This window comes from Polaromonas sp. P4_F6 (assembly GCF_056401275.1).
Window position 1 is genome coordinate 230,820 of the sequence record NZ_JBFUJQ010000002.1, and the last position, 11,542, is coordinate 242,361.

Sequence of the window (11,542 nt, forward strand, 5' to 3'; positions counted from 1 at the left end):
GAATCAATCGACCCGGATATTGGCGCGCGCCACCAGGGCGCGATAACGCGCGATCTCCGAATCCATCACATCACGCAGCGCCTGCGGGCCAAGGAAGGCCGGCTCCAGGGATTGCTGCTGCAGCTTCTTGCCCACCGCGGGGTCGGCCATCACGGCCGTCAAGGCCAGCAGCAGTTGGTCGCGCACCGCCGGTGAAATACCCGCGGGCGCGGCGAGCGCGTACCAGCCGTCCAGCAGGGCCGGCGACAGCTGCAGTTCGCCATACGCGGGCACGTTGGGCATCTGGGGGGAGCGCTTTTCGCTGATGACGGCCAGGGCGCGCAGCTTGCCCGATTGCACCAGGGGATTGACGGCCGCCAGGGTGTCTATGCCCATGCTGACGTCCGCGCGCACCACGCCGATGTCGGCCTCGGCGCTGCCTTTGTAGGGAATGGCGGAGAACTTCACGCCGGTGGCGCTGGCCAGCAGCTCGCCGGCCAGGTGCGGCGCCGAGCCGGCCCCGAAGGTGGCATAGGTCAGGGTGCCCGGGGCGGCCTTGGCTTTGGCCAGCACGTCCTTGAGGGTTTTGTAGGGACCGGTGCTTGCAGTCACCAGCACCAGCGGCGTGCGCGCGACCATGGCGATGGGTGAGAGCTGCTTGAAGGGGTCGTAGCCCAGCTTGCTGCGCACCGCGGGGTTGACGGTGTAGCTGCTGGAGCCGGAGAACAGCAGCGTGTAGCCGTCGGGCTCGGCCGCGCTGACCATGACCACGCCGATGGCGGTGGAGGCCCCCGGCTTGTTGTCGATGATCACGGGCTGGCCCAGGCGGGCGCTGAGCCGCTCGCCGATGATGCGGGCCGCCACGTCGGTGCCGCCGCCCGGCGGGAAGGGAACAACCAGCTTGATCGGCCTGGCAGGCCAGGCCTGCGCTTGCGCTTGCGCTTGCGACAGGCCGGGAAACGCAAGGGCACAGCAGGCCGCGACCAGCAGGGCCGCCTGAAGCAGGGACCGGCGTGCGGCGGAAGGCATGGGGGAAGGCATGGGCAACTCCAGTGAGGGGGCAATCAGAACAAAAACAACTCAGGCGGCGGCCGGCGCGGCGTGCCAGGGCAGGCCTGCGGGCTCGCCCAGGTCCCAATACAGGCCGGCCATGATGCGCAAGCCTTCACGCGCGACGGGCGCCAGCAGGTGTTCGTCGGGCGCATGCTGGGCGCAGGCCGGGTAGGAGTGCGGCACCCACAAGGTGGGCAAGCCCAGCAGGTCGGCAAAGACGTCGTTGGGCAGCGAGCCGGCCAGGTTGGGCAAGGTGACGACCGGCTTGCCGCTGCTCTGCCCTATGGAGCGCTGCGCCCAGCCCACCCAGGGGTGGTCCAGGTCCAGGCGCGTGGCCGCGCCCGTGAGCGTGATCTCCACCTCGACCCGGTTGAAGCCGTGGCGGTCCAGGTGCTTGCGCAGGATGGCGGCAAGGTCCTGGTAAGGCGTGCCGACCACAAAGCGCAGCTGGCAATGGGCCACGGCCTCGCCGGGAATCGCATTGACCGGGCGCTGCGGCGAGCCGGCACCCAGCGCCAGCACTTCGAGGGTGTTCCAGCCTATCAGGCGTTCGGCCGTGCTGAGGCCGGGTTCGCCCCAGTGGGCATCGGGCAGCGGGTCGTCCTCGCCGCCGCCTATGTCCACATTGGCCAGCGCACGGCGCACCAACAGGGGCAGCGCGCGTGGCTTGAGCGCCGGCACCAGGATGCGGCCCCGCGCATCAACCAGCGAGGCCACGGCGCTGGCCAGCACGGTGGCCGGGTTCAGCAGGGCCCCGCCCCAGTTGCCCGAGTGATAGGCCTTGTCGCGCGCGCGCAGGCRCAGGCTGAAATTGATTGCGCCGCGCGAGCCCAGGAACAAGGTGGGCTTGTCGGCATGCACGCGCGGGCCGTCGCAGGCAATCAGCAGGTCGGCCTTGAGCTGGGCGCGATGGCTTTCACAAAAGGCATGCAGGCCGGGCGAGGCGGCTTCTTCGCCCATTTCGAGCAGCAGCGTGACGTTGTAGCCCAGGCGCCCGCCGCGCGCCTTGATCACGCTGGCCAGCGCGGCCAGGTTGACGGTGTGCTGGCCCTTGTTGTCGGCGGTGCCGCGGCCGTACCAGCGCTCGCCTTCGCGCACCAGTTCCCAGGGCTGCAGCCCTTCGCGCCAGCGCCCTTCCTGGCCGCTGACCACGTCGCCATGGCCGTAGGTCAGCACGGTGGGCAGCGCCGTGTCTTCCACACGCCGCGCGACCAGGAAAGGGCCGGCGCCCTCGACGGGATTGGGCTGGACGCTGCAGGAAAAGCCGAGCGCGCGCAGCGAGTCCGTCATTTCGCCGCGCAGGTAGTCGCCCAGCGCGGGGTTGGGCTTGCCGCTGTCGCTTTCGGTCCGCAGGGCAACGCGCCTTTGCAGCACGTCAAAAAAATGGCCCTCGTCAAACCAGGCCGTGGCGGCATCAAGGCAGTCGGATCTCAGCATGTTTCATCGTTCTCAAAAAGGGGCGCGCGGTGACGGGGGGTGTCATGAGCGCGTCATGAAACCAAATGTAGGAAGAATCGGCCTTTACTACAATGAGAGATATCGCAACAGGGCTTTGCCTTTTTGGCAAAACATCCATTCGAGCGCCCCGCCACTCCCACCCGCCTTCGCATGAAAACCACTTTTTTCAGCACGCAGATCCGCTACTTCCTTGAAGTGGCGCGCACCGGCTCGGTCAGCCAGGCCGCGGCGCAGTTGCACGTAGCGGCCTCGGCCGTGAGCCGCCAGGTCGGCAAGCTGGAAGACCAACTGGGCTGCGCGCTGTTCGAGCGCAGGGCGCGCGGCATGGTGCCCACGGACGCGGGCGAGCGCCTGATGGCCTATGCGCGCGCGGGCAGCGACGACGCCGAACGCGTGATGGAGCAGGTGCGCGGCCTGGCCGGCTACAGCGCGCGCCGTGTGCGCGTGGCCTGCACCGAGGGTTTCGCCACGGGTTTCATGCCGGAGGTGATGACGGGTTTCAGGCGCAGCCGCCCGGAAGCGCTGATCGAGCTCAGCGTGGGCTCGCCCGAAAGCGTCAGCCGCCTGCTGCTGCAGGGCGAAACCGACGTGGCGCTCAAGTACACCATGGCGCCGGAAAAAGGCATGACGGTGCGGCATGCGGCCACCGCGCCCATGTACGCGCTGATGCTGCCCACGCACCCGCTGGCGCGGGCCCGCGCGGTGACGGTGGCGGATGTCGTGAAATACCCGCTGGGCATCAGCGCCAAGGGCATGACGGGCCGCCAGCTCTTTGACATGGTGGCCAGCGTCCAGGGCCTGCAGTACCAGGCCTCGGTGGTCAGCAATTTTTCGTCGGCGCTGTTGCCCAGCACGCGCGGCGACGACATCATGCTGTCGGGCTACCTGACGGCCGCGCACCTGATACGCCAGGGCCAGCTGGTGGCCGTGCCTTTTGCCGAGCCGGAACTGCGCCAGCGTGTGCTGCAGGTGCTGTCGCTGAAGGGGCAGACGCTGGCGCCGCTGGTAGTGGACTTCACCGCGCAGTTGATCGCCGCCGTGCGCGAGTCAGGCGACGGCATGGCGCCGGCGCGCAGGCGCGGCGCAAAAAAGAGCGGCTGAGCGCCCTGCCCTTTCAGTCCGGCTTCTTACAGGCCGGGCAAGGGCAAGAGCTTGCCTTCGGCCGACGAAGGCGGTGCGATGCGCAGCATGCGCGACAGCGTAGGCGCGATGTCCACCACCTCCACCCGCGTATCGATGCGGCCGGCTTTGACCCAGGCCGGGCCGTACATCAGGATGGGGACCTGCGTGTCATAGGGGTGCGGCGAGCCGTGCGTGGCGACCGTGTTGCCGAACATCCAGCCGGGCTTGAGCGAGTACTGCACGTCGCCCGAAACCTCGGCATGCCAGGATTTGCGGATCTGCTCAAAGAAAGGCGCGCCGGCGCGGCTGCCGCTTTGCATTTCACGGCGTGTGTAGGCCGCGACAAAACCAGGCTCGGCCATCAGGAGCGCGCGGGTTTCCTCGGCCAGGGCGTCGGCGCTGGCCTGCTTTTGCGCGATCAGCTGTTTGTCGAGCAGCACGCTGGAGCCTGAAAAACCCGCGGCCCATTTACCGGGACCGAAACGTTTTTCGAGCCCTGCGTTGACGCGGCCCAGCACCTGGCTGCTGTTGACGCGGCCGGACTCGCGGCCCTGGCTGGCGTTGTATTCGGGCGCGGGCATGAAGCCGTGGTCGGCGGTGAGCACGGCGATGTAGTTGTCCTTGCCGATGCGTGCATCCAGGTCCTGGAAAAAGGCCTGCAACAGGCGGTCCAGCTGCAACAGGTGGTCGTGCGAGAGGCGCGACTCGGCGCTGAAGGCATGGTTCACATAGTCGTGGCCCGAGAGGCTTACCGACAGGATGTCGGGAATGTCGTCCTGGCCCAGTTGCTCGCCGGCGATGGCGGCGCGCGCGAAGTCCAGCGACATCGCATCGACAAACGGCCCGCGCAGCAGCGAGCCGTAAAAGCGCGGGCCGGGCGCGCTGTCGTCCTTGGCCCCGAACATCGCCGGCAGGCCGCCGCCCGCGGGGCCGTACCAGGGCTGCTGGTCGGGCAGCGAACGCGCGTACGCGGCCTCGGGCAGCAAGGCCTTCCACTCGGCCTTGAAGTAGCGGTCGGCCGGCTTGCCGGCGTTGTAGCGGTCGACCCAGGCCGGGTGCGCGGCCATGTAGTGGGTGCTGGAAGCGAACTGCCCGGTAGCACCCATATACATATAGGCGATGCCGGTCTTGCCGGCCGGCAGGATGGCACCGCGGTCCTTGCCCGAGATGCCTATGACCTTGGAGCGGCTGTCGACGCGCCGCAGCACGTCGCCCACGGTTTCGGCCTTGAGGTTTTTCGGGCTGGTGCCGTCCAGGGCGTTGGTGGCGTGGCCGATATAAGTGGCCGAGCTATCGCCGGTGCAGTAGACGGGCTCGGCGGTGACGGGGTCACGCCAGTCGTTGCCGATGATGCCGGTGCGCTGCGGATAGGCGCCGGTCAGCATGGTGGCGTGGCCGGCCGCCGTGACGGTGAAGGCATGGCCGTAGTGCGCGTTGGCGAACCAGGCGCCTCGCTCCAGGAAGCGCGCGAAGCCGTCGGGTGCGAGCTGGTCGCGGTAGTCCAGCACCTGGCGCTGCGGCAGGCCGTCGACGACCAGGAAGACCACCAGCTTGGGGCGCGGCGCGGCATCGGCCACCGTGCCGGGCGCGGCGGTGCAGCTGGCAAGCAATGCAGCAGCCAAAGAGGCCGCCAACAGTCGTAAAAGAGTGTGAGCTTTCATGGCTGCGATGCTAAAGCAGTTCGGGCCGGCACCGCCCCCGTAATGACCCGTGCCGCGCGACCCGCCATTGGCCCGGCGCGCCACCACAGCGGCGCGCATCATGCCCCGCATCCGCAGCGCCGAGTTGCAAGAAAGTGTTGCGATCCTTTTCAAGACGCATTTTTGCCACTATTCACCCGCGGCTTTTAGGGGCAGGCATTGACGGGGTTTTTGCTTATGGGGCAGGATGGTCCCATGGTGAACAGCATCGCGCCCTATGCCGCGCCCCCAGGACATCCGGAAGTCGAGCGTGTGGTGACGGCCAGCATCTGCCACATCAAGGAAGGCATCTACGCGCAGATGGAGGACATACGCGCGCACTCCCTGCCCCACAACGCCGCGGACGGCATACGCGCCATCCTGCACTACCAGAGCGGCTGGTTCGTCCACTGGGCCGAGGGCCCGTCGCCCGAGCTGCGCGCCCTGCTGCTGCGACTGGCCGGCGACCCGCGCCACCACTCGCTGCATACCCTGCACAGCAGCCGGGGCCGGCGCATTTTGCCCACGCCCTGGTCCATGGTGATGTCGCAGGCCAGCGAGTCGGCCGTGCAGTTCGGCCGCCGCGTGATGGCGCTGCGCGAGCAGTTCGAAAAAGGCGTGCAGTACGCGCCCTCCTCCGTGCTGCGGCGCCTCTCGGCGCCCATGCAGCTGCCGCAGGCCCAGGGCCTGGCCGACCCCGAGGCCTTCCACCGTGTCGGCATCTGCGCGGCCGGCGGCAACGAGGCCTTCGCCATGGTCGGCTGGCTGGCGCAACGCACCGGCGGGACGGTGGCCAAGCGGCGCTTCGCGGGCGAGCAGGACATGGACGGCAGCAGCGAGTACGTGGAGTTCATGGAAGGCGGCCATCCCTGCCGCATGATCGCCGTGGCGCGCAACGGCCTGACCCACGGCCTGCGCCGCGCCTTCCTGCCCGACTGGCCGTATTTTGTGATGCTGTTTTCCGGCGCGCCCAAATTCGACGATGCGCTGATGGGCCGCATGATGGCCGCCTGCGAGAACCTGCCGGCCACGCCGGCCTTGCTGGGCGTCGCGCCCAATGCCGAGACACACCAGCGCATGCAGGCCATGGCCGCTGAAGCCCACTTGGCCTATGTCGCGGCCAGCATGGCCAGGCCGGACGATTGCAATGCGATCTGGCAGGCCGTGCAGCAGCAGCTCCAGCGCGCCGGCGAGCCGCCCAGCTCGGTGTGGGACGTGCCGCGCATGGTGGCCTGAACAGCAGCAGTCGGGACACCTCGATACACTGCGGGGCATGAAAAAAGAAGCCATCGCCCCTTTCTTCGCCACGCTCAAGGCCGCCAATCCCATGCCGGTGACCGAGCTCGAATACACCAGCGTGTTCGAGCTGCTGGCCGCCGTGCTGCTGAGCGCGCAGGCCACCGATGTCAGCGTGAACAAGGCCACGCGCAAGCTTTACCCGGTGGCCAACACACCGCAGGCCATCCTCGATTTGGGGCTGGAGGGCCTGGAGTCGTATATACGCACCATAGGCCTGTACCGCACCAAGGCCAAAAACCTGCTGGCGACCTGCGAGATTCTGGTGAAGCAGCACGGCGGCCAGGTGCCGCGCACGCGCGAGGCGCTGGAAGCCCTGCCCGGCGTGGGCCGCAAGACCGCCAATGTGGTGCTGAATTCGGCCTTCGGCGAGGCGGTGATGGCGGTGGACACGCACATCTTCCGCGTGAGCAACCGTACCGGTCTGGCGCCCGGCAAGAACCCGCTGGAAGTCGAAATGAACCTGCTCAAGCGTGTGCCGACCGATTACCTGGTGGACGCGCACCACTGGCTGATCCTGCACGGGCGCTATGTGTGCCTGGCACGCAAGCCGCTGTGCTGGCAGTGCGCGGTGGCGCCCTGGTGCGACTTCGAACCGAAGACGCCGCCGCCGGCGGCGTAAGTCTTTAACGCGCGAAGGTTCCGTCTGCCCGAATCATGGTCAGGTTGACGAAACGCGAACCCAGGTTGCTCTGCTTGCTGTAGGTCAGCGCGAAGCCGCCCAGGTCTTCATTGGTGAAGGTCTCCAGCGTGCTGATGAGCTTGGCGCGCGTGATGGGCGCCGGGGTTTTCTGCAGCGCGCGCACCACCAGCTTGGCGTTGAGGAAACCTTCCATGCTGTTGTAGCTGAACTTCTTGTCGGCGGTTCCCAGGATCACGGTCTGGTATTCCTTCACGACGGCATTGCCGAGTTCGGTGAAGGGGTAAGGCACAACCTGCGAGACGATGGTGCCGGCGGCCGGCTCTTTCAGCTCGGCATGCAGGCCCGAGGAGACGCTGAGCACCATGAACTGCGCGCTCACGCCCTTGGCCTTGTAGGCCCTGATGAAGGCGGCATTGGGCTTGGCCTGGGCGATCAGCATCACGGCCTGCGGCTGGGCGGCGGCGATCATGTCCACCGCCTTGGCCACATCCACCGTGCCGCGCGGCACCGGGGCCACGGCGGCGGGCGCCGCGCCGCGCTTTTGCATGGCGGCAATGAGCGCGTCCAGGCCTTCCTTGCCGAAGGCGTCGTCCTGGTAGGCGACGGCGATCTTGTTGATGCCTATGGTCCAGGCGTGGTTGACGGCCGCCTCGATCTCGTCGGTGGTGCTGGCGCGCACATGGAATACATTGGGCACATAAGGATCGCGCAGCGACTTGGCGCCGCTGGTGTTGCCGATCTGGGCGATGCCTGCCGCCTGCACGATGGGCACGATCTTGAGCATATTGGCCGTGCCGCGAAAGCCGACCAGGGCCACCGCGTTCTGCTCGATCAGCGCCTTGGTGTTCTCGGCGGTCTTGTCGGGGTTGAAGCCGTCGTCCAGGCTCACGAGCTTGATCTTCTCGCCGCGTATGCCGCCTTTTTTGTTGATGTCGTCAAAGTAGGCATTCATGCCGCGCACATAGTCGGTGGTGAGCGCCGCGCTGGTGCCCGAAAGGTCGCCCGAATGGCCCAGGATGATATCGGCCGAAGCGCCCACGCTGGCGGCGCACAGAAAAAAACCGGCCAGCACACGGCCGGCCCTTGAAAAATTCACAACTGTCATGAAACGATCCCTAGCCTCTGCTGATAAAAAACTTGTTAGTTGTTAATAAAAAAACCGGCCCGGGGGCCGGTTTCTACCCAGGCGTCCAGTATCAGGCGTCAACCTTAACCTTGGCTTGCTCGGCCACCTGCGCCCATTTCTTCTGCTCGGCCTTGATAAAGGTGGCGAACTTCTCGATGCTGCCGCCGCCGTCCTCGGCGCCGTACTGGTCCATCTTTTCCTGCACGTCGGACATGGCCAGCACCTTGTTGACGTCCTCATTCATGCGCTGGACCATGGCGTGCGGCATTTTGGAAGGGCCCATGAGGCCGTACCACACGGTGGCCTCGAAGCCGGGAAAGCCGGACTCGGCCATGGTGGGCACATTGGGATGGCCCTTGGCGCGTTTGAGGCGTGTCTGCGCCAGCGCAATCGCCTTGCCGCTTTTGACGTGCGGCGTGGCCGAGGTCATGGTTTCAAAGCAGTAGTTGACCTGCCCGCCGATCAGGTCGACCAGCGCCGGGCCGGAGCCGCGATACGGGATGTGCAGCGCAAAAATTTTCGCCTGCAGCTTGAACATCTCCAGCGCGAAGTGCTGTGCCGAGCCACCGCCCGCCGAAGCAAAGCTGATCTGGCCCGGCTTGGCCTTGCACAGCGCGACCAGGTCCTTGACGGTCTTGGCGGGCTGGTCGGCGTTGCAGATCAGCATATTGGGCGTGACGCCGACCATGCTGATGGGCACGTAGTCGCGCTCGGGGTTGTAGCCCAGCTTGAGGCCCAGCGCCGGCGCCAGCGCGTGGCTGTTGATGTGGGCCATGAGCAGGGTGTTGCCGTCGCCCGGCTGTTTGGCCACATAGTCGGCCGCGATGACGCCCGCGGCGCCGCCCTTGTTTTCAATCACCACCGAGGTGTTCCACATGGTGGAGAGCTTTTGCCCGACCACGCGCGCCAGCGCGTCCGTGCCGCCGCCGGGCGGAAAGCCCACGATGATGCGCACCGGGCCGGACGGCAAGGTCTGCGCCTTGAGCATGGGCGACGCCACCAGGGCGGCCGTGGCCGCCGTCGCGCTGATAAAAGTTCTGCGTTGCATGGTTTCCCTCTGATTCAGTAGTAGAACGAAGCGAAGTGACAGTTTGAAGGCGGATGGCGGTGGCGGCTCTCAGGCCGCCTTGCGCTGCGGCACCACGGCCGCATGGCTGGAGAAATGGTCCATGGCGGCCTGCACGCCCGAACCCGCGAGCTTGACACCGGCAAGTTTCAATCCCATTTCACAGCCCGACAGGGCCGCCATCAGCGTGAGGTCGTTGCAGTCCCCCAGGTGGCCAATGCGGAACATGCGGCCCTTGACCTTGCCCAGGCCGGTGCCCAGCGAGCAGTCGAAGCGCTCATAAATGATTTTGCGCACCGCATCGGCATCCACGCCTTCAGGCGTCATCACCCCGGTCAGCACCGGCGAGTACACGGCCGGGTCGGCGCACTGGATCTGCAGGCCCCAGGCCTTGACCGCCGCGCGCACGCCCACAGCCCAGCGCTGATGGCGCGCGAACACGGCCTCCAGGCCGTGCTCGAGCAGCATGTCGCAAGCTTCGCTGAGCGCGTACAGCAAGTTGGTGTTGGGGGTGGACGGCCAGTAGCCGGTCTTGTTCATCTCGATGATTTCGTCCCAGGCCCAGAAGGCCTTGGGCAGCGTGGCCTTTTTGCTGGCTTCGAGGGCCTTGGCGGAGACGGCGTTAAAGCTGATGCCGGGCGGCAGCATCAGGCCTTTTTGCGAGCCGCTGATGCTGACGTCCACGCCCCACTCGTCGTGGCGGTAGTCGGCCGAGGCCAGGCCCGAGATCGTGTCGACCAGCAGCAGCGCCGGRTGCTTGGCCGCATCCATGGCCTTGCGCACGGCGGCGATGTTGCTGGTGACGCCGGTGGAGGTTTCGTTGTGCACCACGCAGACGGCCTTGATGCTGTGCTGGGTGTCGGCCTTCAGGCGCTCTTCAATCAGGGCAGCCTGCACGCCGTGGCGCCAGACCTCGGCGCCGGGGTAGCTGATGACCTCGGTCTTCAGGCCCAGGCGCGCGGCCAGCTTTTGCCACAGCGCGGCGAAATGGCCGGTTTCGTACATGAGCACGTGGTCGCCGGGGTTCAGGGTGTTGGAGAGAGCCGCTTCCCAGGCGCCTGTGCCGGAGGCCGGGTAGATGATGACGGGTTGTTTGGTCTGGAAGATCTTGCGGATGTCGGCCAGGACCTTCAGGCCCAGCGCGGCGAATTCAGGGCCCCGGTGGTCTATGGTGGGCAGGCTCATGGCCCGCAGGATGCGGTCCGGCACCGGCGAAGGGCCGGGAATCTGCAAAAAATGACGTCCCGTGGGATGAAAGTCAAGCGTCAACATGGCGGTCTGCTCCTGAAGTAAGCCCCTATTTTTTGCATACAAAATTCATTTGTCAAGCCATCAAAGGACTACATATTGATTTGACAGGGGTAAATTTTGCATACAAAATTTGTCCATGGCTGCTGAAATCATCCCCATCCCGCGCGCCGCCCTGCATGAACAGGTGGCGCACCGGCTGCGCCAGATGCTGGTGGAAAACCGCATCCAGCCCGGCGCCAAGCTCAATGAGCGCGAACTCAGCGAGGTGCTCAACGTCTCGCGCACGCCGCTGCGCGAAGCCATCAAGATGCTGGCCGCCGAGGGCCTGGTGGAGCTGCTGCCGAACCGCGGCGCGATCGCGGTGGAACTGACCGAAACCGACGTGCTCAACACCTTCGAGGTGATGGCCGGACTGGAAGCGCAGTCGGGCGAACTGGCCGCCGAACGCATCACCGAGGCCGAGCTGGCGGAAATCAAGGCCATGCACTTCGAGATGCTGGCCGCCTACACGCGCCGCGACCTGCCCAATTACTACCGGCTCAATGCCGCCATCCACAGCGCCATCAACGCGGCAGCCAAGAACCCGGTGCTGGCCAGCACCTATGCGCAGGTCAATGCGCGGCTGCAGGCGCTACGCTTTCGCTCCAACCAGGACGAGGAGAAATGGAAAGCGGCCGTGAAGGAACACGAACTGATGATCGAAGCCCTGCAAGCGCGCGACGGCGCGGCCATGCGCAACGTATTGCTGCGCCACCTGACCAGCAAGCGCGACGTGGTGGTGCAGCAACTGCACGCCATCAACGCCACGCACAGCAAGAGCGGCGCCAAGGCCTGAGCCCAACCCGGCTCCTCCCTAACAGTCCCCCACC

At 66.5% G+C, this 11,542-nt stretch carries 10 protein-coding genes; 4 read left to right on the plus strand and 6 right to left on the minus strand.

Going from position 1 to position 11,542, the window contains the following annotated elements; translation table 11 throughout:
- Window positions 1–3: 3 nt before the first annotated feature.
- Both AC1DUN_RS06980 and AC1DUN_RS06985 read right to left on the minus strand, forming a co-directional pair.
- Window positions 4–1,020, minus strand: a complete 1,017-nt coding sequence (locus tag AC1DUN_RS06980) for a Bug family tripartite tricarboxylate transporter substrate binding protein (protein ID WP_477713331.1) — start codon at window positions 1,018–1,020, stop codon at window positions 4–6.
- 39 nt (window positions 1,021–1,059) lie between these two features.
- The gene (locus tag AC1DUN_RS06985; RefSeq protein ID WP_477713332.1) at window positions 1,060–2,469 is read right to left on the minus strand and encodes a M20 family metallopeptidase; all 1,410 of its coding nucleotides are present in this window, start codon (window positions 2,467–2,469) and stop codon (window positions 1,060–1,062) included.
- A gap of 171 nt (window positions 2,470–2,640) precedes the next feature.
- Here AC1DUN_RS06985 and AC1DUN_RS06990 point away from each other — a divergent pair, with 171 nt between their 5' ends.
- Window positions 2,641–3,591, plus strand: a complete 951-nt coding sequence (locus AC1DUN_RS06990) for a LysR family transcriptional regulator (RefSeq protein WP_477713333.1) — start codon at window positions 2,641–2,643, stop codon at window positions 3,589–3,591.
- Between the two features lie 26 nt (window positions 3,592–3,617).
- Here AC1DUN_RS06990 and AC1DUN_RS06995 read toward each other — a convergent pair whose 3' ends face one another.
- Window positions 3,618–5,273 (minus strand): alkaline phosphatase family protein, encoded by a 1,656-nt coding sequence (locus tag AC1DUN_RS06995; protein WP_477713334.1) that lies wholly within the window; start codon window positions 5,271–5,273, stop codon window positions 3,618–3,620.
- Window positions 5,274–5,507: 234 nt separating this feature from the next.
- Here AC1DUN_RS06995 and AC1DUN_RS07000 point away from each other — a divergent pair, with 234 nt between their 5' ends.
- Together AC1DUN_RS07000 and nth are read left to right on the plus strand one after the other, a co-directional pair.
- Complete coding sequence (locus AC1DUN_RS07000) at window positions 5,508–6,527, plus strand: BLUF domain-containing protein (RefSeq protein ID WP_477713335.1); 1,020 nt, start codon at window positions 5,508–5,510, stop codon at window positions 6,525–6,527.
- Window positions 6,528–6,564: 37 nt separating this feature from the next.
- Complete coding sequence (gene nth / locus AC1DUN_RS07005) at window positions 6,565–7,209, plus strand: endonuclease III (protein ID WP_074574882.1); 645 nt, start codon at window positions 6,565–6,567, stop codon at window positions 7,207–7,209.
- A 4-nt stretch (window positions 7,210–7,213) separates the two neighbouring features.
- Here the strand turns inward: nth and AC1DUN_RS07010 are convergent, their stop codons facing one another.
- The 3 genes from AC1DUN_RS07010 to AC1DUN_RS07020 form a co-directional block, all read right to left on the minus strand.
- Window positions 7,214–8,335 carry an ABC transporter substrate-binding protein gene (locus AC1DUN_RS07010; RefSeq protein ID WP_477713336.1) on the minus strand — a complete coding sequence of 374 codons (1,122 nt, stop codon included), beginning with the start codon at window positions 8,333–8,335 and terminating at the stop codon, window positions 7,214–7,216.
- A 91-nt stretch (window positions 8,336–8,426) separates the two neighbouring features.
- Window positions 8,427–9,404 (minus strand): Bug family tripartite tricarboxylate transporter substrate binding protein, encoded by a 978-nt coding sequence (locus tag AC1DUN_RS07015; RefSeq protein WP_477713337.1) that lies wholly within the window; start codon window positions 9,402–9,404, stop codon window positions 8,427–8,429.
- Window positions 9,405–9,473: 69 nt separating this feature from the next.
- Window positions 9,474–10,694, minus strand: coding sequence for a pyridoxal-phosphate-dependent aminotransferase family protein (locus tag AC1DUN_RS07020; protein WP_477713338.1), 1,221 nt, complete (start codon window positions 10,692–10,694; stop codon window positions 9,474–9,476).
- Window positions 10,695–10,809: 115 nt separating this feature from the next.
- On the opposite strand from AC1DUN_RS07020, the gene AC1DUN_RS07025 reads away from it, so the two are divergent.
- A complete protein-coding gene (locus AC1DUN_RS07025) occupies window positions 10,810–11,508 on the plus strand; it encodes a GntR family transcriptional regulator (protein WP_477713339.1) in 699 nt (232 codons plus the stop codon).
- The last annotated feature ends 34 nt before the right edge of the window (window positions 11,509–11,542 follow it).

What these genes read in the sequence shown, in the direction of transcription:
- AC1DUN_RS06980 (WP_477713331.1), bottom strand. Translation starts at nt 1,020, where the DNA reads ATGCCTTCCCCCATGCCTTCCGCCGCACGCCGGTCCCTGCTTCAGGCG.
- AC1DUN_RS07000 (WP_477713335.1), top strand. Translation starts at nt 5,508, where the DNA reads ATGGTGAACAGCATCGCGCCCTATGCCGCGCCCCCAGGACATCCGGAA.
- AC1DUN_RS07015 (WP_477713337.1), bottom strand. Translation starts at nt 9,404, where the DNA reads ATGCAACGCAGAACTTTTATCAGCGCGACGGCGGCCACGGCCGCCCTG.
- nth (WP_074574882.1), top strand. Translation starts at nt 6,565, where the DNA reads ATGAAAAAAGAAGCCATCGCCCCTTTCTTCGCCACGCTCAAGGCCGCC.
- AC1DUN_RS06990 (WP_477713333.1), top strand. Translation starts at nt 2,641, where the DNA reads ATGAAAACCACTTTTTTCAGCACGCAGATCCGCTACTTCCTTGAAGTG.
- AC1DUN_RS07010 (WP_477713336.1), bottom strand. Translation starts at nt 8,335, where the DNA reads ATGACAGTTGTGAATTTTTCAAGGGCCGGCCGTGTGCTGGCCGGTTTT.
- AC1DUN_RS06995 (WP_477713334.1), bottom strand. Translation starts at nt 5,273, where the DNA reads ATGAAAGCTCACACTCTTTTACGACTGTTGGCGGCCTCTTTGGCTGCT.
- AC1DUN_RS07025 (WP_477713339.1), top strand. Translation starts at nt 10,810, where the DNA reads ATGGCTGCTGAAATCATCCCCATCCCGCGCGCCGCCCTGCATGAACAG.